This window comes from Acidisphaera sp. L21 (genome assembly GCF_009765685.1).
Lineage (GTDB): Bacteria > Pseudomonadota > Alphaproteobacteria > Acetobacterales > Acetobacteraceae > LMUY01.
This window is the reverse complement of the sequence record NZ_LMUY01000151.1, coordinates 126,308-148,223: the sequence shown is the minus strand read 5'-3', so window position 1 is coordinate 148,223 and position 21,916 is coordinate 126,308. Positions and strand designations below refer to the sequence as shown.

The window sequence follows — 21,916 nt, the reverse complement described above, 5'->3', positions numbered from 1 at the left end:
CGTAAACGGCTGGGGCAATTCCTGGGCAAAACCCTAGCGCACGCCATCGAGCGGCTCCCGGCTAGCGGCCAAAGGAACAAGCGTCATGCAGTTGAGCGGCATCCACCATCTGACCGCGATTTCGTCCGACGCCTCGGGCAATCACGCCTTCTACACCGGTATGCTGGGCATGCGCCTGGTGAAGAAGACGGTGAACCAGGACGACACCACTGCCTACCACCTGTTCTACGCCGATGCCGAGGGCCGCCCGGGCACCGATCTGACGTTCTTCGACTGGCCTACCGCCCCCGAACGCCGCGGCACCGGCAGCGTCGTGCGCACCGCCCTGCGCGTCGCCAGCGGGGAGGCGCTGAGTTGGTGGCTCGGCCGCTTCGCCACCGCCGGCATCCCCACCCGCCAGGTGCGCGAGGATGGCCGCGACGGCCTGGCACTGCAGGATGCCGAGGGCCAGCGCCTACTCCTATTGGACGATGGCGGCATCGGCGACGCGCGCCCCTGGTCGGGCAGCCCGGTGCCCGCTGCCTACCAAATCCGCGGGCTCGGCCCGATCACCATTTGCATCCGGGAGATGGCGCCGACCGAAACCTTCCTCGTGGACATCCTCGGCATGCGCCGCGACCGCGATTTCCTGGCGGCGGATGGTGGCACCACCACGGTCTTCGCGATGGGGCAGGGCGGTCCTACCGCGGAGTTGCACGTGCGGGTCGAACCCAAGCTGCCTGCCGCCAGACAAGGCGCCGGCGGCGTGCACCACGTCGCATTCCGCATTCCCGATGCAGCCTACGATGAATGGGTGGACCGGTTGCGCCGCCTGGGCGTGCGGTTCAGCGGGCCAGTGGACCGGTTCTATTTCCGCAGCCTATATGCCCGCGAACCCGGCGGCATCCTGTGCGAGATCGCGACCGACGGCCCCGGCTTCACCGCCGACGAGCCAGCCGATCAACTGGGCAGCAAGCTCGCTTTGCCGCCCTTCCTGGAACCCCGTCGCGCCGCGATCGAGGCTGGACTCAAGCCGCTTTAAGGGGCGCCGTATTTCTCCACGAACGCCTCGGCCGATAATCCTCGGAAATCGCCCATCGCCGCGCGTAACCGGTCGCGGTCCCAATCCCACCACGCGATCTGCTCCAGCGCCTCGACAATCCGGTCCGAAAATCGCGACCGCAGCACCCGCGCCGGGTTGCCGACGACGATGCTCCAGGCCGGGACGTCCTTGGTCACGATCGCCCCGGACCCTGCCACCGCGCCGTTGCCCATGCTCACGCCCGGCAGCACCACCGCCCCATGCCCGATCCACACGTCATGCCCCAGCCGGCAGCGGAACGACCGGCGCCAGTCGAAGAACGCCGGGTCATCCTCACCGAGGTCGTAGGCGCTGCTGCGATAGGTGAAATGGTTCATCGCCACCCGCTCGACCGGGTGGTTGCCCGGGTTGATGCGGGTGTGCGCGGCGATCGAACAGAACTTGCCGACATCGGTGTAGATGATGTCGCTGTCGTTCACGACATACGAGAAATCCCCGAACGAACACTCCGCCACCTTCGTCCGCGCACCCACCTCGCAGTAGATGCCGAACTGGGTATCCCGCACGCTCGCCGTACGATGGATATCCGGCTCGGTGCCGAGGTTCTTGGTGACGCTGGCCGGGTCGCGCATCAGTTCAGGAACAGCTTGCCCGGATTTAAGATGCCATGCGGGTCCAGCGCCGCCTTGACGGAGCGCATCACCGCCAGCGGCCCATCGCCGACTTCCTGCTCCAGGAACTCACGCTTGCCGATGCCGATCCCGTGCTCCCCGCTGCAACTGCCTTCCAGGGCCAGCGCACGGGCCACGATCTTGCGGTCCAGCGCCCAAACCCGCTCCAGCCCGCCTTCCTCCTGCGGCACCAGGATCACGGTGTGGAAATTCCCATCCCCCACATGCCCAACGATCGGCGCCGACAGGCCGGACGCCTCGATATCGGCCTTGGCCCCTAGGATCAGCTCCGCCAGCCGGCTGATCGGCACGATGGCGTCCGTCGCCACACCCTTGCACCCGGGTCGCGACGCCAGTGCGGCCCAATAGGCATCGTGCCGCGCCTGCCACAGCTTGTTGCGCGCCCCGGAATCGGTGGCCCAGCGGAACCCGCTCGCCCCGTTATCCGCCGCGATCTCCTGCGCCAGCTCCGCCTGTTCCTTCACCCCGGCGGTCGTGCCGTCGAACTCGAAGAACAGGGTCGGCACCGCCTGCAGCCCCTCCAGCTTCGAGAAGGCGATGCTGGCGGCCATCTGCACCTCGTCCAGCAACTCGATCCGCGCCACTGGAATACCAGCCGCCAGGATCGTAATGACGGATTCCACAGCGCCCGCCAGCGTCTCGAACTGGCACACGGCGGCGGATTGCGCCTCCGGAATGCCTTGCAGCCGCAACTGGATCTCGGTCATCACACCCAGCGTGCCTTCGGACCCGATGAACAGCCGCGTCAGGTCATACCCGTTGGCGGATTTGCGCACCCGCCCTCCGGTGTTCACGACCCGGCCATCCGCCATCACCACGGTCAGCCCCAATACGTTGTCGCGGATTGTGCCGTAACGCACCGCGTTGGTGCCGCTGGCCCGGGTCGCGCACATGCCGCCGATGGTGCACTCGCTACCCGGGTCCACCGGGAAGAACAGCCCCTGGTCCCGAAGATGCGCGTTCAACTGCTGCCGGGTCACCCCCGCCTGCACCCGGCAATCCATGTCCGGCCCGTTCACCGCCAGCACCGCATTCATCCGCGCCAGATCCAGGCTGATGCCGCCCCGCACCGGCGTCACATGCCCCTCCAGCGACGTCCCGGCGCCAAACGGGACCACCGGGATCCGATGCGCGTGGCACAGCGCCAGCAGCTTGGACGCCTCCTCCGTCGTCTCGATGAAGGCCACGCCATCCGGCATCACCGGCGGGTTGGTGTCCTCGCCATGGCTGTGCTGTTCGCGCAGCGCGGCGTTGGTGCTCATCCGCTCGCCGAGAAATTCCTTGGCCTGGGCCATGACGGCGTCCACAGGTCGTGACATCTTCGTTCTCCTGACAAGGCCAGTTTAGCCCCTGGCGACGGTCCGGGCTAGGCGGCCTGGCTCGCCACGAATTCGGCCGAAACCCGCCGCGGCGGTTTGACCCCCCGCCCCGCCAGGCCTAGCGTTTGCCAAAATCAGCGGGAGCGTTCGCAGACATGGCCAACAACAAGATCAAGCAACTTTGGGCTGCCGGTAAGCCGGCGGTGAACGGCTGGCTGGCCATCCCGAACGGGTTCTCCGCCGAAGTCATGGCCCAGGCAGGCTGGGACAGCGTAACGGTGGACCTGCAGCACGGCGTGCAGGATTACCTCTCCATGGTCACCTGCTTCCAAGCCATGCAGGCACACCCTGTCCTCCCCATGGTGCGCGTCCCCTGGAACGAGCCCGGCATCATCGGCAAGGTCCTGGATGGCGGCGCCTACGGCGTCATCTGCCCCATGGTCAACACGGTGGCCGAGGCGAAAGCCTTCGTGTCCTACTGCAAATATCCCCCGATGGGCGCCCGCTCCAACGGTCCGATCCGTGCCGGCATCTACGGCGTCAGCACCGGCTACCAGAAGACCGCGAACGACGAAGTCCTCTGCCTCCCCATGATCGAAACCGCCGAAGCGGTCGCCAATCTCGAGGCGATCCTGGACGTCCCCGGCATCGACGCCGTCTATATCGGCCCGTCCGATCTCGGCTTCTCCATGGGCCTCATCCCCATCCTCGACCGCGAGGAGCCGGAGATTCTCAAGATCTACGACAAGGTGCTGAAGGAGACCGCCAAGCGCGGCCTGTCCGCCGGCGTCCATTGCGGCAGCGCCGCCTACGCCAAGAAGGCCATCGGCATGGGCTTCAAGCTGGTCACCATCAACAACGACAGCGGCCTCATGCTCGGCGCCGCCCGCGCCGCCCTGTCGGAGGTCCGTGCCAGTTGAGCGCCTTCATCCGCCTCAACGACAGCGACGGCGTCGTCATCGCCCGCTCCACCCTGCAAACCGGGGTGGAGATCGCCCCGGGGGTGCTGACCACCGAGCGCATTCCCGCCGGCCACAAAGCCGCGGTTCGCGCCCACGCGATGGGGGAGGCGGTCCGTCGCTACGGCCAGGTGATCGGCATCGCCACCCAACCGATCGCCGCCGGCACCCACGTCCACACCCACAATATCGGCATGGGCGATTACGACCACGACTACGCCTGGGGCGTCGACAGCAAGCCCACCCCCCACGCCAACCAGGCCCGCTCCTTCATGGGCATCCGCCGCCCGGATGGCCGCATCGCCACCCGCAACTACATCGGCATCCTCACCAGCGTGAACTGCTCCGCCCACGTCGCCGGGCTGGTGGCCGACCAGTTCCGCCGCAACCCGTTCACCGGCGCCGACCCGCTCTCCGATTATCCCAACGTCGACGGCGTCATCGCCCTCACGCACAAGACCGGCTGCGGCATGACCGACGGCGAGCCCCTGCGCCTGCTCCGCCGCACCCTCGGCGGCTACGCCCGCCACGTAAACTTCAGCCACGTCGTCGTCCTCGGCCTCGGTTGCGAGGTCAACCAACTCGGCTCCATGATGACCGAGATCGGCCTGGCCGAGCGTGTCCGCAACATGGACATCCAAACCATGGGCGGCACTCGCAAAACCGTCGAAGCCGCCGTCGCCTTCGTCCGCGAGGTCCTCGCCGAGGCCAACGCCATCCACCGCGAACCCTGTCCCGCCAGCGAACTGACCGTCGCCCTGCAATGCGGCGGCAGCGACGGCTATTCCGGCGTCTCCGCCAACCCCGCCCTCGGCATCGCGAGCGACCTCCTCGTGGCCCAGGGCGGCACCGTCATCCTTTCCGAAACGCCTGAGACCTATGGCGCCGAACACCTCCTCACCCGGCGCGCCCGCTCCCGCGAAGTCGGCGAGAAACTCGTCGGCCTCATGCGCTGGTGGGAGGAGTACACCGCCCGCGAAGGCGCCGAGATGAACGCCAACCCGTCCCCCGGCAACAAGGCCGGCGGCCTCACCACAATCCTGGAAAAATCCCTCGGCGCCATGGCCAAGGCCGGCAGCACCGACCTGGTGGAGGTTTACCGCTACGCCGAACCGGTCACCGCCAAGGGCTTCGTCTTCATGGACACGCCGGGCTACGACCCCGTCGCCGCCACGGGGCAGGTCGCGGGCGGCGCCAACCTCGTCTGCTTCACCACCGGCCGCGGCAGCGTCTTCGGCTGCAAACCCTCGCCGTCCATCAAGCTCGCCACCAACACCCCCATGTACACCCGCATGGTGGACGACATGGACATCAACTGCGGCACCATCTTGGACGGCGAGGAAACCCTGCAGGATTGCGGCGCCCGCATCTTCGACAGCATGCTGCGCGTGGCCAGTGGCGAGAAATCCAAGAGCGAGGCCTTCGACGCCGGCGGCCCCGAATTCGCCCCCTGGGTCATCGGCGCCACCATGTAGCGTGCGCCCACTCCTCCCCACCGACGCCGACGCCTACGCCGCCCTCGTCCGCCGCGCCTTCGCCGCCTGGCAGGTCGACCCGGCGCCCTCCGCCCTGCGCGTCACCGGCGACGACATCCGCGCCCACCTCGCAGCCGGCGGCGGCGGCGTCACCACAGCCCCCGACATCGCCGGCCTGTTGTGGTCGGAAAAAGATGGCGGCCTCTACATCAGCCGCGTCGCCGTCGACCCGGCGCATCGACGCCAAGGCCTCGCCAACCGCATGCTGGCTGCGGCGCAATCCGAAGCGACTCGGCGCGGCCTGCCTCATCTCTGGCTATCGACCCGGCTGGCGATGACAGGGAACCGGAGGCTTTTTTGCGGGTTCGGGTTCGAAGAAACGACTCAGCACGCTCATCCCGGCTATTCCGAGCCAACCTTTGTAGACATGATGAAGCGGATACGGCACGAACTACTTGAACCGTCAGACGTCTAGTCTGCGGTCGCCACCGAACAAGGTCTCCCCATGAATCATCTGCTTAAGCTTGCCGCCGTGGCGCTCACGGTCGGATTGGTGTCGCTGACCGGCGTGACCACCGCTTCCGCTCAGCCGCGTGAGGGCTATCACCGCCCGCCGCCGCACCGCGTCTATCATCGCCCGTATCACCGCCGGTACGTTCCCCCGCATCGCCGCTAGTCTACGGACAGGTCGGCCGCTCCCGTGAAGCTCATTAGCTGGAACCTTCTCCGCCTCGTGGGTGCAAGCCTTTCGGAAGTGGTCGACCTGATCGAACGGGAGCAGCCGGATATCCTGCTCATGCAAGAGGCCACGCATGACATCGACCCGCTGCCGCAGCGGGTCGGTGGTGGCTATCACCGCATCCCGCTTCCCGGCCGGGTGCACGGCCTGGCGGTCTGGATGCCCCACGCGCTGCCCAACGAACCCGTCAGCATGCCGCTGCCCTCCGGCACGATGGTGCATCGCGTCGCCCAGATCATCGATCTCGGCGGCTTCACCATCGCCAACGTGCATTTATCACACGGCCAGATCCTCAATCGCCGGCAGCTGCGCCGCATCGCCGCCCGCCTGCCGCACAACGCCGCCGTCATCGGCGACTACAACCTGGTCGGCCCAGTGCTGCTCCCCGGCTTCCGCGACGTCGGCCCCCGCCGCGCCACCCATCGCATGAGCGACGTGCTGCCCCTGCGGCTGGATCGCTGCGTCGTGCGCGGCATGCATTGCGAGGGCGCCGCCGTGCTGCCCCGCGGTGCATCGGACCATCGGCCGATCACGATGCGCCTTTCTGTCGCCGAGGCCTCAGAGGTACGGAAGCATCAGCCGCACGCCCGCATCGCGTAGCCGCGCCGGCAGCGTGCGTCCGTCCAGATCCGCCTGGGTGAGCGACTTGCCGCGGTTGCTTTGCATCAACGCGCTCAGCGTCTCCGCAAACGCGTTGCTATAGACCTCCAGACATAATTCGAAGTTCAACCGAAAGGAGCGCATGTCCCAATTGCAGCTCCCGACCATCGACCACTCGCCATCCACCACCATCACCTTGGAATGCCGGAACGGCGGCGGACAACGCCAGATGCGGGCGCCGTCGCTCAGCAACGGTCCGACATTCGCCCAGGTCGCCCAATCGATGAACCGATGGTCGCTGATCTCGGGGATCACGATATCCACCGACACGCCGCGGATCGAGGCGAGGGACAGCGCGGTCATCAGCCGCTCATCCGGCAGGAAATACGGCGTCATGATCGCGATGCTGGTGCGTGCGCAGGCGACGGCCTGCAACACCGCGAACTCGATCTTCTCGATGTCCTCGTCCGGCCCCGAATCGATGATGCGGGCCGGCGCATCGCCCGGCCCATCGATATCCGGAAACCAGGCATCGCCATCCAGATCCTCGTCCGTGGCGAACGACCAATCTTGCAGAAACGCCTCCGTCAACTGGCACACCACCGGTCCGTCGATGCGGAAATGCGTGTCCTGCACCGGGGTCTTCGGATTGGTCGCCATCACGTTCTCATCGGCGATGTTCAGCCCGCCAGTGAACCCGATGCGCCCATCCACCACCAGAATCTTCTTGTGCGACCGCAGGTTCAGGAACGGCATGCGCCAGGGCAGGGGCGAGTGCAGGAAGCGCGCCGCCGTGACCCCCTTCGCTGCCAGCGCGCGATAAACCGGCGAGCGCAGCCAGCCGCCGCCGATCCCGTCGATCAGCACCCGCACCTCGACCCCGCGATCCTTCGCCGCGGCTAGCGCATCGACGAACTTCGTCCCCCATTGGTCCAGATGGAAAATGTAGGACGACAAGCCCACCGTCCGCGTCGCCTGCCCAATCGCCTCCAGCATCAGCGGATAGCCTTGATCGCCATCGTGCAGGATCTGCAACGCGTTGCCCGGCAGTGTCGGCCGTGCGGTAATCCGGCCGATCCCTCGCTCCAGCGGATCCAGATGGTCGTCATCCCCGGGGGAGGGCCAGGCGCTGCGCCCGCCACCACGGCGAATGGTAGATCGCAGCCGCCTTGCCCGGCGCTGCACGCGATTCACGCCGAATACGAAATACACCAGCGCGCCGGTGATCGGGGCGAACCACGCCAGCCCGATCCACCCAACGGCGGACGCGACCTCCCGCTTGCGCAACAGCACGTGCCAGGTGACGCAGGCCGCCACGACCAGCCCGACGGAGAAGACGACGTCCGCACGGACGAGGTGGAACGTCAACCAGAAGTCATTCATGCCGGCTGCCTTAGCCGGTCAGCCGCCCCTCTCCCAGGGGGAGGGGCGGATTTTCTTGCCGCTTACGCCGCCACCAGCTTCTGCTGCTGCTCACCCAGCCCCTGCACGCCCAACCGCATCACCTGGCCGACCTTCAAAAAGATCGGCTCCGGCTTGATGCCCAGCCCCACACCCGGCGGCGTGCCGGTGGCGATGATGTCGCCGGGGTGCAACGTCATGAAATGGCTGACGTAGCTAACCACATGCTTCACGCCGAAGATCATCGTCTTCGTGCTGCCGTTCTGCATTTTCTTGCCGTCCACCTCGCACCACAGCGACAGATTCTGAGGATCCGGGACCTCGTCCTTCGTCACCATCCACGGGCCGGTGGGGCCGAACGTGTCGCAGCCCTTGCCCTTGTCCCAGGTGCCGCCGCGCTCGGCCTGGAATTCCCGCTCGCTGACGTCATTCACCACGCAATACCCGGCGACGTAATCCAGGGCCTTGTCTTCCGTCACGTAGGACGCCTTGCTGCCGATCACGATGCCCAATTCGACCTCCCAATCGGTCTTCTTGGACCCGCGCGGGATCATCACGTCGTCATTCGGGCCGCTAAACGCGCCCAGCGACTTCAGGAACACGATCGGTTCCTTCGGGATCGCCGCACCCGTTTCCGCGGCGTGATCGGCGTAGTTCAGCCCGATGCAGATGAAGTTCATCGGCCGCACCACGCACGAGCCGATGCGCGGCGTCCCCGCCACCACTGGCAGGCTGTTGATGTCGAGCGCCGCAATCTTCGCCAACCCAGCCGGCGATAGCGCCGCCCCGTCGATGTCGCCGATATGCGCCGACAGATCCCGTGTGGTGCCGTCTGCGGCCAAAATGGCCGGCTTCTCGGCGCCGGGCGCGCCAACTCGGAGCAACTTCATGTTCGTGTCTTTCCCCAACAAACCTAGTGATTACAAAGTCCAGCCGCCATCGATGACCATGGCCTGCCCGGTGACGAAGCGGGATTCGTCGCTGGCGAGATACACCGCCAACGCCGCGATCTCCTCCGGCGTCCCCAGCCGGCCCATCGCCTGGCGCGCGACGAAGGCGGTGCGCGCCTGCTCCATCCCGCCCGCCGCAGCGGCATTGGCGGCAATCCGGTCGTCCAGGCTCGGCGTCTGCACCGTCCCCGGGCAGATCGCGTTGCACCGCACGCCGCGCGCCACCGTATCCGCCGCGACCGACTTGGTCAGCCCGATCACTGCGGCCTTCGTCGTCCCGTAGATGAACCGCAGCGGCGCCCCCTTGATGGATGACGCGCCGGACGAGATGTTGATGATCGACCCACCACCCTCCGTTAGCATCGCCGGAAGGAACGCCCGGATCGTGTGGAACATCGACCGCACGTTCAGCGCAAAGGCGAAATCCCACTCCTCCTCCGTCGCATCCAGGATGCTGCCCTGGTGGACGAACCCGGCGCAGTTGAACAGCACGTCCACCCGCCCGACCTCGCTCGCCACCTTGGCGATATCGGCGGCGTTGGTCGCGTCCATCCGGAACACCTTGATCTGGTCGGTGGCAAGATCGGCCAGCTTTGCCTCGTTCAGATCCGTCGCGATCACCTTCGCCCCCTCGGCGGCGAAGGCCAGCGCCGTGGCCCGGCCGATCCCCTGCGCGGCAGCGGTAACGAAGGCGGTTTTCCCCGCAAGGCGGCTCATTCGGTCTCTCCTGATCGTGGTTGCAGCGGCTCAGTGGTTGTGTCGCGACTCGCCGCGTGTCTCGATGATGTCCAGGTATAGCGTCGCCGTTTCCAGACACGCCCCTGTGCCCTGCTGCCCCACCATGGAACGATAGATCTCCTCCCACGGCGTCTTGTTATCCAGCTTCGGCGGCGTCCAGGCGGCACGCCGCGCCGTCAATTCCGCCTCCGGGATCAGCACGTCCACCTTGCGCGTGTTCAGATCGATCCGGATCGGGTCGCCGGTGCGCAGCAGCGCCAACCCGCCGCCCACCGCCGCCTCGGGCGACACGTTCAGGATGGACGGACTGCCGCTGGTGCCGGATTGCCGCCCATCCCCCATCGTCGGCAACGTGTCGATCCCGCGCTTCAGCAGGGCCGCCGGTGGCTGCATGTTCACCACCTCCGCCCCGCCGGGATACCCGATCGGCCCGCAATTGCGGATGATCAGCAGCGAGTGCTCGTCCACCCCCAAATCCGGGTCCTCGATGCGCTCGTGGTAATCCTCCGGCCCCTCGAACACCACGCACTTGCCCTCGAACACGTTCGGATGCGCCGGATCGGACAGGAAGCGCGCACGGAACGCCGGGTCGATCACGCTGGTCTTCATCACGGCGGACTCGAACAAATTCCCGCTCATCACCACATACCCGGCATGCGACATCATTGGCGCATCGTAGCTGCGGATCACCTCGCGATCGGCCGCCTCGACCCCCGCCAGATCCTCCGCCAGCGTTCGCCCGGTCACGGTGCGCACCTCGCCATGCAGCTTGCCCGCCGCCAGCAACTCCCGCATCACGCCGGGCACGCCGCCGGCGCGATGAAATCCCTCGCCCAGGAACCGCCCCGCCGGCTGGCAATCCACCAGCAGCGGAATCTCCGCCCCCAGCCGCTGCCAATCGTCCAGATTGTGCTCGACGCCCATGTGCCGCGCGATTGCCACCATATGGATCGGGCAGTTGCTGCTGGCGCCCAGCGCCGCTGCCGCAACCACCGCATTCTCGAACGCGTGCTGCGTCATGATGTCCGACGGCCGCAGATTTTCATGCACCATCGCCACAATCCGCCGCCCGGTCTCATACGCCATCCATGACCGCTCCCGATACGGCGCCGGGATCGCGGCGCAGCCCGGCAGCGACATCCCCAGCGCCTCCGCCAGGCTGTTCATGCTGGTCGCCGTGCCCATCGTATTGCAATGACCCGGCGAGGGCGCCGAACTCGCCACCATGTCCATGAACTGCTGGTAGTCGATCTCCCCCTCCGCCAGCAGCTTGCGCGCCTCCCACACGATCGTGCCGGACCCGGACAGCCGCCCCTTCCACCATCCATCCAGCATCGGCCCGCCAGACAGCACGATGGCCGGGATGTTCACCGTCGCCGCTCCCATCAGGCAGGCCGGCGTCGTCTTGTCGCACCCGGTCGTCAGCACCACGCCATCCAGCGGATAGCCGTGCAACACCTCCACCAAACCGAGATACGCCAGGTTCCGGTCCAGCGCCGCGGTCGGCCGCTTCCCGGTTTCCTGGATCGGATGCATCGGGAATTCCATCGGAATGCCCCCCGCGTCGCGAATCCCGTCCCGCGTGCGCTTCGCCAATTCCACATGGTGCCGGTTGCAGGGGGACAGATCGCTGCCGGTCTGCGCGATCCCGATGATCGGCTTGCCGCCGGTCAACTCCTCCCGCGTGATCCCGAAATTCATGTACCGCTCGAGGTACAGCGCCGTCATCCCGGGGTTGTGCGCATCGTCGAACCACCGGCGGCTGCGTAGGCGGCGCGCGCCTTCGTTGGCGTGTCCGTTCGACTGGTCCATCCGATCCCCCTGGGAATTAGCCTTTGATCCCGAGCCTGTGCGCCAGGCTCGGGAGTGTCAACGCTTCGGCTAATCGTCTTCCGGGAGAATGACGTTCTGCGGGCTATTGCCCAGCGCCGCCGCCATCGTCTCCGCCGACTTGATCCGGATGTCCCACTCCGCCTCCGGCGTCCAATACGCCGAATGCGGCGTCACGATCAGCTTGCCCTCCAACGCCGGGTCCCGATCTCGATACGCCCGCAGCAATGAGGGGATCGGGTCCACCGGCGGCTCCACCGGCATCACGTCCAACCCGGCAGCCGCGATATGGCCGGAGCGCAACGCCGCCTCCAACGCGTCGAAATCCATCGTCGGCCCGCGCGCCGTGTTCACCACGATCGCGCCCTTCGGCATCGCCGCAAACTGCGCCGCCCCCAGCATCCCCTTGGTATGCCGCGTCAACGGCACATGGACCGACAGGATGTTGGACTGCGCCAGCAACTCCTCGAGGCTCCGGGCCCGCGTCATACCCACCGCCAACTCGCTGCCATTTGGCAGCCGCGGATCGTAGAACACCACCCGGAACCCCAGCGCCTTGGCCCGCAGCGCCGCCGCCGTGCCGATCCGACCCAGCCCCAACACGCCGAACGTCTGGCTGCCGAACCGCCGGATCGCCGGGTCCCGCACCAGCAACCAATCCGGCGCCGCCCCCCGCTGCTTCTCATGGTGATGGATCAGCCCACGGGACAACGCCAGCGCCAACGAAATGGCATGGTCCGCCACCTCCGTGGTGCCGTAATCCGGCACGTTGCACACCGTCACGCCGTGCTTGGCCGCGGCAACCCGGTCGATCCGGTCATACCCCACGCCCATCCGCACCGCGGCCCGCAACTTCGGAAACCGCTTGAACTCCTCCGCCGAGATCCAGAACCGGAACAGCATCAGCCCATCTGCCGACGCGCATTGCTCGTCCGTCAGATCCGCCAGCGACCCGGCGTCCAGCATCACCACCTTCGTGGCCGGGCCAAAGATGCGTTGCTCCTCCACATCGTCCGGATACATCCGTTCGGGATACAATACCGTTGTCATGGTCTTCTTCGTCGCCTCCCAGCCACAAGCATGATCCTGCGGGCGCGCCGGGGCTGGCGCAACCCGGTGCGGCGGGGCAGGGTGCGGGCAAAGCAACGAGGGGGAGAGACCACGCCATGAACGGTGCGGAGAGCCTGGTGCACACATTGCTGGCATCCGGGGTAGACACAGTGTTCGCCAACCCTGGCACGTCCGAGATGCACTTCGTCGCGGCGCTCGACCGCATTCCAGGGATGCGCTGCGTGCTCGGCTTGTTCGAGGGCGTCGTCACTGGCGCCGCCGACGGCTACGCCCGCATGGCCGAGCGCCCGGCCGCCACCCTGCTGCATTGCGGCCCCGGGCTCGCGAACGGCCTGGCCAATTTGCACAACGCCCGCCGCGCCCGCACCCCCATGGTCAACATCGTCGGCGACCAGGCCACCTACCACCGCCCGCTCGACGCGCCGCTTACCGCGGATACCGAGGGCTGGGCTCGCCCCGTCTCCGGCTGGACCCGCACCGCCGCCAATTCCGCCACCGTCGGCGCCGACGCCGCGCAGGCCGTGCAGGCGGCAATGACTGCCCCAGGCCAGATCGCCACGCTCATCCTGCCATCCGACTCCAGTTGGGACGAAGGCGGCATCGTCGCCGCCCCCTTGCCGCCTCCCCCCGCCGCCCTGGCCGACACCGGCACGATCGAGGCGATTGCCCGCATCCTCCGCTCCGGCGACCCGGCGATGTTCATCATGTCCGGCCGCGCCCTGCGGGCAGACTCGCTGGCCGTCGCCGGCGGCATCTGCGCCAAATCCGGCGCGCGCATGATGGCGCAAACCTCCAACGGCCGGATCGAGCGCGGCGCCGGGCGCATGCCGATCGAGCGCGTGCCCTACCCGGTGGATCAGGCCATCAAGGCCCTCTCCGGTCTGAAGCACATCATACTCGTCGGCGCCGTCGCCCCCGTCGGCTTCTTCGCCTACCCCGGCAAGCCCGGCCGCATGTATCCCGATGACTGCATCGTCCACGTCCTTGCCCGGCCCGACCAGAATGGCCCGGCGGCCCTTGCTGTATTGGCCGACACGCTCGGCGCCGAACGCGCCGTGGCCCCGTCCGCCCCCCGCGGCGAACGCGCCACCGGCGCCATCACCTCCGAGGCGGTGGCCAACACCCTGTCGGCCCTGATGCCCGAGGGCGCAGTCATCGTGGATGAGAGCGTCACCTTCGGCCGCGGCCTATTCCCGCTCACCCGCGGCGCGGCCCCGCACGACTGGCTGGCCCTCACCGGCGGCGCCATCGGCGACGGCCTGCCCATGTCAACGGGGGCCGCCGTGGGCGCGCCCGGCCGCCGCGTCATCACGCTGCAGGCCGATGGCTCGGCCATGTATACGGTGCAGGCGCTGTGGACCCAGGCACGTGAGAAGCTCGACGTCACCACCATCATCCTCGCCAATCGCAAATACGCCATCCTGCTCGGCGAATTGGCCGGCGTCGGCGCCAACCCCGGCCGCACCGCGCTCGACATGCTCGATCTCGGCAACCCAAACCTGAACTGGTGCAGCATCGCCGATGGCATGGGCGTCGAAAGTGCCCGGGCCGACACCATGGAGCGCTTCGCCGAATTGCTGGAGACAGCCAACCGCCGCAGCGGCCCCTTCCTCATCGAACTCATGACATAGCCGCGGCGGCCCCGCGAACACCATTGCGTTTACCGGTCGTTAGTCTATAATTATGGACACGATGATCGAATTTGCGACCGTTTGATGATGCGGGAGGTATCGTTGGCCGCTGCAAGTCCTGCCTATAGCCTGACACCGCGTGAGCGCACCCGCCTCGCAGGTATCCTGGCCCGGCTCGCCTCTCCCTTCGAGAGCGAGCGGGCTGCCGCCGGCTTGCTCGCCAGTGCCTACATGGCCAAGCACAATCTCACCTGGTCCGATCTGATGACCGGCCATCCCGCGTCGCCGCCACCACCCCCCGCGCCCGAGAAACCCTCGCGGGAGCGCCGGCACAGCTTGGGTGCGCTCTGGCGCGGCTACAACCGCCGCCGGGCGGCCCAGGCGCAGCACGTGCTCAGCCGCCTCGCCTGATGGGCAGACATGCGCCAATCACTGATGAAAATCCCCTGGACAGAGTCGGATCAAGGGCTTAAACCCCGCGCCTCATCCGGAACGCGGGAGGCTCTGGGCGCATAGTTGCGTCGATGGAGCCGTTTGAACCGCGGTCCCTGGGCGTTTATAAGGAGCCAGGGCGTTGGCGAAGAAGATCGTTGGCTACATAAAGTTGCAGATCCCCGCCGGTAAGGCGAACCCATCCCCGCCAGTCGGCCCGGCGCTCGGTCAGCGCGGCCTGAACATTATGGCGTTCTGCAAGGAATTCAACGCGGTCACCCAGCAGATGGAGCCGGGGATGCCGATCCCCGTCGTGATCACCGCCTTCGGTGACCGTACCTTCACGTTCATCACCAAGACCCCGCCGAACACCTACTTCCTCAAGAAGGCCGCCGGGATCACCAAGGGCACGACGACGCCGGGCAAGGGCGCCATGGTCGGCCGGGTGACGATGACGCAGCTTCGCGAAATCGCCGAGACCAAGATGAAGGACATGAACGCCAACGACGTGGACGCCGCCGTGCGCATGTTGACCGGTTCCGCCCGCTCGATGGGCCTCAGCGTGGTGGAGGGCTGATACCATGGCACACGACAAGCGCCTGAACGCCGCCCGCGCCACCATCGACCGGGCCAAGCTATATTCCCTGCCCGAGGCGATTTCGATCATCCGGACCAACGCCACGGCGAAGTTCGATGAGACGGTCGAGTTCTCGATGAACCTGGGCATCGACCCGCGCCACGCCGACCAGATGGTCCGCGGCATGGTCTCCCTGCCCAACGGCACCGGCAAGACGCTGCGCGTCGGCGTGTTCGCCCGCCCGGCCAAGGCCGCCGAGGCGCTGGAAGCCGGCGCCGACGTGGTTGGCGCCGAGGACCTGGCCGAGAAGGTTCAGGCCGGCGAGATCGAGTTCGATCGCTGCATCGCGACGCCCGACATGATGGCTCTGGTCGGCCGCTTGGGTAAGATCCTCGGCCCACGCGGGCTGATGCCGAACCCCAAGCTCGGCACCGTCACGATGAACGTCAAGGACGCCGTTCTCGCCGCCAAGTCCGGCCAGGTCGAGTTCCGTGCCGAAAAGGCCGGCATCATCCACGCCGGCGTCGGCAAGGCGAGCTTCGACGAGGCCAAGCTGGTGGAGAACATCCGCGCCCTGGTCGACGCCGTGCAGAAGGCCAAGCCGACGGGCGCCAAGGGCACCTATCTGCAAAAGGCCGCCCTGTCTTCGACCATGGGCCCGGGCATCCGGGTCGATGTGTCGAGCCTGGCGACCTAGGCACTCGCTACAGAAATTCGCCGGCCGCTCCCTCGGGGGCAGCCGGTGGGCAGGCAGGGCCGAACGGCCTTGCCGAACCTGTCCGAGATTGCACGTATCCTTCTGGATCTAAGGGGCCTCGGCCCGCGCGCAGGAGACGGGAATGCCAGACACCGATCGAATGATCGGGTGATGTTTGGCGGTTCCGGCTGAGTGGACAGGCGAACCGGGGATGCTCGCTGCGGCGGTGCATTCCCAAAGGGCAACCTGGCCCCACGCGGTCCAAACGCGCGGGGCTACCGACGGAGAGCGGCATTGGACCGTACGGAGAAGCGGGAGTTCGTCTCTACCCTCGCCGACGTGTTCGCGCAGACGTCAATGGTCGTCGTCACCCGCAATGATGGGTTGACGGTCGCCGAAGTGACGGTTTTGCGGACACGGATGCGCGCGGCAGGGGCGACCTTCAAGGTCGCGAAGAACCGGCTGGCCACCCTCGCCCTGGATGGGACCCGATTCGAAAGCATCAAGCCTATGCTGAAGGGACCGACCGCGCTTGCGTGGGCGGCCGACCCGGTGGCAGTGGCCAAGGTTGCAGTCGAGTTCGCCAGAACCAACGAGAAGCTCGTACTGATTGGCGGTGCCCTTGGCACCCAGACGCTGAATGCGGATGGGATCAAGGCGCTCGCCGAACTGCCGAGCCTGGATGCGCTGCGTGCCAAGCTCGTGGGGCTGCTTGCAGCACCCGCGACACGGATCGCAGGCGTACTGCAGGCACCGGCCGGGCAACTCGCGCGGGTTCTCGGGGCCTATGCCACGAAGGACGGCGATACGCCGCCCGACGAGGCAGGGGCGGAGGCGGCGTAAGCCAGTCACGAGCGAGAATTTGGCCCGCCAGGCACTTGAATGTTGCCCCGGGCTTGCATGGAACCGACCAGACTATCATCTAGGGATTTGACATAATGGCTGACCTGACCAAGATCGTCGACGAGCTCTCCGCACTGACCGTGCTGGAAGCCGCTGAGCTGAGCAAGTTGCTCGAAGAGAAGTGGGGCGTTTCCGCCGCCGCACCGGTGGCCGCTGCCGCCCCTGCCGGTGGTGGCGCCGCCGCTGCCGCCCCCGTTGAGGAGCAGACCGAATTCACGGTGATCCTGACCGCCGCCGGCGACAAGAAGATCAACGTGATTAAGGAAGTCCGCGCGATCACGGCGCTGGGCCTGAAGGAAGCGAAGGACCTCGTCGAGGGCGCGCCGAAGACGGTTAAGGAAGGCGTGACCAAGGATGAGGCTGCCAAGCTGAAGAAGCAGCTTGAGGACCAGGGTGCAAAAGTCGACATCAAGTAGCACTCTTCGCCTCGCCGCCGGGTATCGTCCCGGCGATTGAGGGTCTGGACTGGGGCGGGCGGGAATCCACGGCGGTTCCCGCCCATCCTCCGTTTTCGGCCACGGATCGGCCGAATGAGACGACCGGCGCGCAAGCCCGGAGACGATGGCACGCCGGGCGTTGTCCGGCCAAGATGCAAGGATTGGCATGAACGCGATCACGAAGTCCTTCACCAGCCAGAAGCGGATTCGCAAGAGCTTCGGCCGTATTCCCGAAGTAGCGCCGATGCCGAACCTGATCGACGTGCAGCGGTCGTCCTACGAGGCGTTCCTGCAAATGAACGTCCTTCCCGACAGCCGGACCAATACCGGTCTGCAGGAAGTGTTCAAATCCGTGTTCCCGATCGACGATTTCGCTGGCCGCGGCCGGCTTGAGTTCGTCGATTACGAGCTGGAAGAGCCGAAATACGACGTCGAGGAGTGCATCCAGCGCGGCATGACCTTCGCCGCCCCGCTGAAGGTCACCCTGCGCCTGATCGTGTGGGACCTCGACGAGGACACCGGCGCCAAGTCCATCCGCGATATCAAGGAGCAGCCCGTCTACATGGGCGACATGCCCCTGATGACGGATAACGGCACCTTCATCATCAATGGCACCGAGCGCGTCATCGTCAGCCAGATGCACCGTTCGCCCGGCGTGTTCTTCGATCACGACAAGGGCAAGACGCACAGCAGCGGCAAGTTCCTGTTCACCGCCCGCGTCATCCCCTATCGCGGCAGCTGGCTGGACTTCGAGTTCGACAGCAAGGACCTGGTCTACGTCCGCATCGACCGCAAGCGGAAGCTGCCGGTCACCACGCTGCTCTACGCGCTGGACAGCATGGCGACGGCGCAACTGCGCGAGGCGCGGCTGGCCAAGGGCGAGACGATCGACATCCCCGAGATCCGCGGCATGGATGCGGAGGAGATGCTGACCTTCTTCTACGGTCAGGTCCCCTTCACTCGCACCGCCAAGGGCTGGGCCCGCCCGTTCGACCCCGACGCCTATCGTGGCATCACCCTGGCCGAGGCGCTGACCGACGCCGACACCGGTGAGGAAGTCGCCGCCGCCGGCGCCAAGCTGACGCAGCGAACCGCCCGCAAGATCGCCGAGAACACCAAGACCGTGCTCGTCGGCCGCGCCGACCTGCTGGGCCGCTTCGTCGCCATCGACTTGGTGAACGAAGAGACCGGTGAGATCTACGCCGACGCCGGCGAGGAGCTCGTCGAATCCCGCCTCGCCGCCATGGAAGAGGCCGGGATCACCACCCTGCCGACCCTCGCGGTCGACCAGTCGAATGGCCCATGGGTTCGCAACACCCTGGCCGTCGACAAGAATAGCAGCCGTGAAGACGCGCTGACCGATATCTATCGCGTCATTCGCCCCGGCGAGCCGCCGACCCCGGAAACGGCCGAAGCGCTGTTCCGTGGCCTGTTCTTCGACGAAAGCCGCTACGACCTGTCCGCCGTCGGCCGCGTGAAGATGAACATGCGCCTCGGCGAAGACGTCGCCGACACGGTCCGCACCCTGCGCAAGGAAGACATCCTGCGCACCGTGAAGATCATGTGCGAACTGAAGGACGGCCGCGGCCAGATCGACGACATCGACAACCTCGGCAACCGCCGGGTTCGCTCGGTTGGCGAGCTGATGGAGAACCAGTATCGCGTCGGCCTGCTCCGCATGGAGCGCGCCATCCGCGAGCGCATGGGCTCCGTCGACATCGACACGGTCATGCCGCACGACCTGATCAACGCCAAGCCGGCCGCCGCCGCCGTGCGCGAGTTTTTCGGCTCGTCCCAGCTCAGCCAGTTCATGGACCAGACCAACCCGCTCTCGGAAGTGACGCACAAGCGCCGCCTGTCCGCGCTTGGCCCTGGCGGTTTGACGCGGGAGCGCGCCGGCTTCGAGGTGCGCGACGTGCATCCGACGCATTACGGCCGCATCTGCCCGATCGAGACGCCGGAGGGGCCGAACATCGGCCTCATCAACTCGCTGGCCACCTACGCCAAGGTGAACAAGTACGGCTTCATCGAGACGCCATACCGCCTGGTGAAGGACGGCGTGGTGCAGGACGGCTGGAAATACCTCTCCGCCATGGAGGAGGAGCGACTCGTCGTGGCGCAGGCCGATGCCCCGACCGACGAGGTCGGGCATTTCAGCCAGGAACTGGTCTCGGTCCGTAACCGCGGCGATTTCCGCCTGGTCAAGCCCGAGGACGTGACCGCGGTGGACGTGTCCCCGCGCCAGCTCGTCTCGGTTGCCGCCGCGCTGATCCCGTTCCTCGAGAACGACGACGCGAACCGGGCGCTCATGGGCTCGAACATGCAGCGCCAGGCCGTGCCGTTGATCCGCGCCGATGCCCCGCTGGTGGGCACCGGGATGGAGGCCGCGGTCGCCCGCGACTCCGGCGCTACCATCGTGGCCAAGCGGGCTGGCATCGTCGACCAGATCGACGGCGCCCGCATCGTGGTGCGCGCCTCCGGCGAGGACGGCACCACCTCCGGCGTCGATATCTATCGTCTGCGGAAGTACATGCGCTCCAACCAGTCCACCTGCATCAACCAGCGCCCGCTGGTTCGCGTCGGTGACCGGGTGGCCAATGGCGACATCATCGCCGACGGCCCGAGCACGGAACTGGGCGAGTTGGCCTTGGGCCGCAACGTGCTCGTCGCGTTCATGCCGTGGAATGGTTACAACTTCGAGGACTCCATCCTCATCAGCGAGCGTATTGCGCGCGACGACGTCTTCACCTCGATCCATATCGAGGAGTTCGAGGTCATGGCCCGCGACACCAAGCTGGGCCAGGAGGAGATCACCCGTGACATCCCGAACGTCGGCGAGGAATCGCTGAAGAACCTGGACGAAGCGGGCATCGTCTACGTCGGCGCCGAGGTGAACCCCGGCGACATTCTGGTCGGCAAGGTCACGCCGAAGGGTGAGAGCCCGATGACGCCCGAGGAGAAGCTGCTCCGCGCCATCTTCGGCGAAAAGGCGTCCGACGTTCGCGACACCTCGCTGAAGCTGCCGCCCGGCGTCACCGGCACCATCGTCGACGTCCGCGTCTTCAGCCGCCGCGGCGTCGACAAGGACGAGCGTGCGATGGCGATCGAGCGCTCGGAAATCGAGCGTCTGGCCAAGGACCGCGACGACGAGCGCGCGATCCAGGAACGCTCGTTCCTGAACCGCCTGCAGGAGAAGCTGCTGGGCCGCAAGGCCGCCGGTGGATTCAAGGGCATCAAGGCCGGCACCGACGTCACGACCGAACTCCTGGCGGAACACCCACGTGGCGCCTGGCGTCACATCGGCGTCCAGGACGACGCCGTCATGGCCGAGATCGAGACGCTGAAGCGCGAGTTCGACGTCGCCGTGGGCAAGATCACCGCCCGCTTCGACAGCAAGGTCGAGAAGCTGCAGCGTGGCGACGAGCTGCCGCCCGGCGTGATGAAGATGGTCAAGGTCTTCGTCGCGGTGAAGCGCAAGCTGCAGCCCGGCGACAAGATGGCCGGCCGCCACGGCAACAAGGGCGTGGTCTCTCGCGTCACCCCGCTGGAGGACATGCCGTTCCTGGAGGACGGGACCCCGGTCGACCTCGTGCTCAACCCGCTCGGCGTGCCGAGCCGGATGAACGTGGGGCAGATCCTGGAGACCCATCTCGGCTGGGCCTGCGCCAATCTCGGCCGCCAGGTCGGTGAGCTGGTGGAGGAATATCGCCGCACTGGGCAGCGCCAGGCGCTGCTCAATCGCCTGACGGACATTTACGGTCCCAAGGAGTTTGCGGAGCAGATCGAGCCAATGAGCAACGATCAGTTGCTGGAGCTGTGCGACAACCTCAAGAAGGGCATCCCCATCGCCACCCCGGTGTTCGACGGCGCCCGCCAGACCGACATCGAAAACATGCTGACGCTGGCCGGCCTCAATACCTCCGGCCAGGTGTATCTGACCGACGGCCGCAGCGGCGAAGTGTTCGAGCGCAAGGTCACCGTCGGCTACATCTACATGCTGAAGCTGCATCACTTGGTCGACGACAAGATCCACGCCCGGTCCATCGGTCCCTACTCGCTGGTCACCCAGCAGCCGTTGGGCGGCAAGGCGCAGTTCGGCGGCCAGCGCTTCGGCGAGATGGAGGTCTGGGCGCTCGAGGCTTACGGCGCGGCATACACCTTGCAAGAAATGCTGACGGTGAAGTCCGACGACGTGTCCGGACGGACCAAGGTCTACGAGGCGATCGTGCGCGAGCAGGACAATTTCGAGGCCGGCATCCCCGAAAGCTTCAACGTGCTGGTCAAGGAATTGAAGAGCCTGGGCCTGAACGTCGACCTGGATAGCTTTGCATAAGAATAGGCGAGGGGCTCTGCCCCTCGACCCCGCCAGAGGACAGTCGTCCTCTGGACACCTGTATGAAGGGGTGAAGGGGACGACGGTCCCCTTCCGGGTCCAGGGCAGCGC

Annotated in this window: 20 protein-coding genes; 13 read left to right on the top strand and 7 right to left on the bottom strand. The window is 66.7% G+C overall.

What is annotated here, in order from left to right; all coding sequences use genetic code 11:
* Positions 1–85 precede the first annotated feature (85 nt).
* Positions 86–1,021 carry a ring-cleaving dioxygenase gene (locus tag GSQ76_RS29165; RefSeq protein WP_158747584.1) on the top strand — a complete coding sequence of 312 codons (936 nt, stop codon included), beginning with the start codon at positions 86–88 and terminating at the stop codon, positions 1,019–1,021.
* Here GSQ76_RS29165 and GSQ76_RS29160 read toward each other — a convergent pair.
* Entirely contained in the window at positions 1,018–1,653 is a 636-nt protein-coding gene (locus tag GSQ76_RS29160) for a chloramphenicol acetyltransferase (RefSeq protein ID WP_158747583.1), read from the bottom strand. The two genes, GSQ76_RS29165 and GSQ76_RS29160, sit on opposite strands and share 4 nt — an antisense overlap.
* Entirely contained in the window at positions 1,653–3,032 is a 1,380-nt protein-coding gene (locus GSQ76_RS29155; RefSeq protein ID WP_158747582.1) for an FAD-binding oxidoreductase, read from the bottom strand. The genes GSQ76_RS29160 and GSQ76_RS29155 overlap by 1 nt, the downstream gene beginning before the upstream one ends.
* A gap of 155 nt (positions 3,033–3,187) precedes the next feature.
* On the opposite strand from GSQ76_RS29155, the gene GSQ76_RS29150 reads away from it, so the two are divergent.
* Genes GSQ76_RS29150 through GSQ76_RS29130 form a run of 5 tightly spaced genes read left to right on the top strand, consistent with a single transcriptional unit; the run spans position 3,188 to position 6,805 of the window.
* Entirely contained in the window at positions 3,188–3,952 is a 765-nt protein-coding gene (locus GSQ76_RS29150) for an HpcH/HpaI aldolase/citrate lyase family protein (RefSeq protein ID WP_158747581.1), read from the top strand.
* Positions 3,949–5,466, top strand: coding sequence for a UxaA family hydrolase (locus GSQ76_RS29145; protein ID WP_158747580.1), 1,518 nt, complete (start codon positions 3,949–3,951; stop codon positions 5,464–5,466). Before GSQ76_RS29150 ends, GSQ76_RS29145 begins: the two co-directional genes overlap by 4 nt.
* A gap of 1 nt (position 5,467) precedes the next feature.
* A complete protein-coding gene (locus GSQ76_RS29140) occupies positions 5,468–5,941 on the top strand; it encodes a GNAT family N-acetyltransferase (RefSeq protein ID WP_158747579.1) in 474 nt (157 codons plus the stop codon).
* A 30-nt stretch (positions 5,942–5,971) separates the two neighbouring features.
* The gene (locus GSQ76_RS29135) at positions 5,972–6,142 is read left to right on the top strand and encodes a hypothetical protein (RefSeq protein WP_158747578.1); all 171 of its coding nucleotides are present in this window, start codon (positions 5,972–5,974) and stop codon (positions 6,140–6,142) included.
* 24 nt (positions 6,143–6,166) lie between these two features.
* A complete protein-coding gene (locus tag GSQ76_RS29130) occupies positions 6,167–6,805 on the top strand; it encodes an endonuclease/exonuclease/phosphatase family protein (RefSeq protein WP_158747577.1) in 639 nt (212 codons plus the stop codon).
* Here GSQ76_RS29130 and GSQ76_RS29125 read toward each other — a convergent pair.
* The 5 genes from GSQ76_RS29125 to GSQ76_RS29105 form a co-directional block, all read right to left on the bottom strand.
* Positions 6,764–8,188 (bottom strand): phospholipase D-like domain-containing protein, encoded by a 1,425-nt coding sequence (locus GSQ76_RS29125; protein ID WP_158747576.1) that lies wholly within the window; start codon positions 8,186–8,188, stop codon positions 6,764–6,766. The two genes, GSQ76_RS29130 and GSQ76_RS29125, sit on opposite strands and share 42 nt — an antisense overlap.
* A gap of 62 nt (positions 8,189–8,250) precedes the next feature.
* Positions 8,251–9,096: a fumarylacetoacetate hydrolase family protein gene (locus tag GSQ76_RS29120; protein WP_158747575.1), complete on the bottom strand. Its 846-nt coding sequence runs from the start codon at positions 9,094–9,096 to the stop codon at positions 8,251–8,253.
* 30 nt (positions 9,097–9,126) lie between these two features.
* Entirely contained in the window at positions 9,127–9,873 is a 747-nt protein-coding gene (locus tag GSQ76_RS29115) for an SDR family oxidoreductase (RefSeq protein WP_158747574.1), read from the bottom strand.
* Positions 9,874–9,903: 30 nt separating this feature from the next.
* Positions 9,904–11,706: an IlvD/Edd family dehydratase gene (locus GSQ76_RS29110; protein ID WP_158747573.1), complete on the bottom strand. Its 1,803-nt coding sequence runs from the start codon at positions 11,704–11,706 to the stop codon at positions 9,904–9,906.
* A gap of 69 nt (positions 11,707–11,775) precedes the next feature.
* Positions 11,776–12,774 (bottom strand): C-terminal binding protein, encoded by a 999-nt coding sequence (locus GSQ76_RS29105; RefSeq protein WP_158747572.1) that lies wholly within the window; start codon positions 12,772–12,774, stop codon positions 11,776–11,778.
* A gap of 116 nt (positions 12,775–12,890) precedes the next feature.
* Here GSQ76_RS29105 and GSQ76_RS29100 point away from each other — a divergent pair, with 116 nt between their 5' ends.
* The 7 genes from GSQ76_RS29100 (at position 12,891) to rpoB (ending at position 21,805) form a co-directional block, all read left to right on the top strand.
* Entirely contained in the window at positions 12,891–14,426 is a 1,536-nt protein-coding gene (locus GSQ76_RS29100) for an acetolactate synthase large subunit (protein WP_158747571.1), read from the top strand.
* A 102-nt stretch (positions 14,427–14,528) separates the two neighbouring features.
* Positions 14,529–14,837, top strand: a complete 309-nt coding sequence (locus GSQ76_RS29095) for a hypothetical protein (protein WP_158747570.1) — start codon at positions 14,529–14,531, stop codon at positions 14,835–14,837.
* A gap of 163 nt (positions 14,838–15,000) precedes the next feature.
* Positions 15,001–15,435, top strand: coding sequence for a 50S ribosomal protein L11 (gene rplK / locus GSQ76_RS29090; protein WP_158747569.1), 435 nt, complete (start codon positions 15,001–15,003; stop codon positions 15,433–15,435).
* A 4-nt stretch (positions 15,436–15,439) separates the two neighbouring features.
* Positions 15,440–16,132, top strand: coding sequence for a 50S ribosomal protein L1 (rplA, locus tag GSQ76_RS29085; protein WP_158747568.1), 693 nt, complete (start codon positions 15,440–15,442; stop codon positions 16,130–16,132).
* 294 nt (positions 16,133–16,426) lie between these two features.
* A complete protein-coding gene (gene rplJ, locus GSQ76_RS29080; RefSeq protein WP_158747567.1) occupies positions 16,427–16,975 on the top strand; it encodes a 50S ribosomal protein L10 in 549 nt (182 codons plus the stop codon).
* A gap of 95 nt (positions 16,976–17,070) precedes the next feature.
* Entirely contained in the window at positions 17,071–17,451 is a 381-nt protein-coding gene (gene rplL, locus GSQ76_RS29075) for a 50S ribosomal protein L7/L12 (RefSeq protein WP_158747566.1), read from the top strand.
* Between the two features lie 187 nt (positions 17,452–17,638).
* Positions 17,639–21,805 carry a DNA-directed RNA polymerase subunit beta gene (gene rpoB / locus GSQ76_RS29070; RefSeq protein WP_158747565.1) on the top strand — a complete coding sequence of 1,389 codons (4,167 nt, stop codon included), beginning with the start codon at positions 17,639–17,641 and terminating at the stop codon, positions 21,803–21,805.
* The last annotated feature ends 111 nt before the right edge of the window (positions 21,806–21,916 follow it).

Bases quoted from the DNA above. Each gene is read 5' to 3' on its own strand.
- GSQ76_RS29165 (WP_158747584.1), top strand. From the start codon at position 86: ATGCAGTTGAGCGGCATCCACCATCTGACCGCGATTTCGTCCGACGCC.
- GSQ76_RS29160 (WP_158747583.1), bottom strand. From the start codon at position 1,653: ATGCGCGACCCGGCCAGCGTCACCAAGAACCTCGGCACCGAGCCGGAT.
- GSQ76_RS29155 (WP_158747582.1), bottom strand. From the start codon at position 3,032: ATGTCACGACCTGTGGACGCCGTCATGGCCCAGGCCAAGGAATTTCTC.
- GSQ76_RS29150 (WP_158747581.1), top strand. From the start codon at position 3,188: ATGGCCAACAACAAGATCAAGCAACTTTGGGCTGCCGGTAAGCCGGCG.
- GSQ76_RS29135 (WP_158747578.1), top strand. From the start codon at position 5,972: ATGAATCATCTGCTTAAGCTTGCCGCCGTGGCGCTCACGGTCGGATTG.
- GSQ76_RS29125 (WP_158747576.1), bottom strand. From the start codon at position 8,188: ATGAATGACTTCTGGTTGACGTTCCACCTCGTCCGTGCGGACGTCGTC.
- GSQ76_RS29120 (WP_158747575.1), bottom strand. From the start codon at position 9,096: ATGAAGTTGCTCCGAGTTGGCGCGCCCGGCGCCGAGAAGCCGGCCATT.
- GSQ76_RS29115 (WP_158747574.1), bottom strand. From the start codon at position 9,873: ATGAGCCGCCTTGCGGGGAAAACCGCCTTCGTTACCGCTGCCGCGCAG.
- GSQ76_RS29110 (WP_158747573.1), bottom strand. From the start codon at position 11,706: ATGGACCAGTCGAACGGACACGCCAACGAAGGCGCGCGCCGCCTACGC.
- GSQ76_RS29105 (WP_158747572.1), bottom strand. From the start codon at position 12,774: ATGACAACGGTATTGTATCCCGAACGGATGTATCCGGACGATGTGGAG.
- GSQ76_RS29100 (WP_158747571.1), top strand. From the start codon at position 12,891: ATGAACGGTGCGGAGAGCCTGGTGCACACATTGCTGGCATCCGGGGTA.
- rplA (WP_158747568.1), top strand. From the start codon at position 15,440: ATGGCACACGACAAGCGCCTGAACGCCGCCCGCGCCACCATCGACCGG.
- rplL (WP_158747566.1), top strand. From the start codon at position 17,071: ATGGCTGACCTGACCAAGATCGTCGACGAGCTCTCCGCACTGACCGTG.
- rpoB (WP_158747565.1), top strand. From the start codon at position 17,639: ATGAACGCGATCACGAAGTCCTTCACCAGCCAGAAGCGGATTCGCAAG.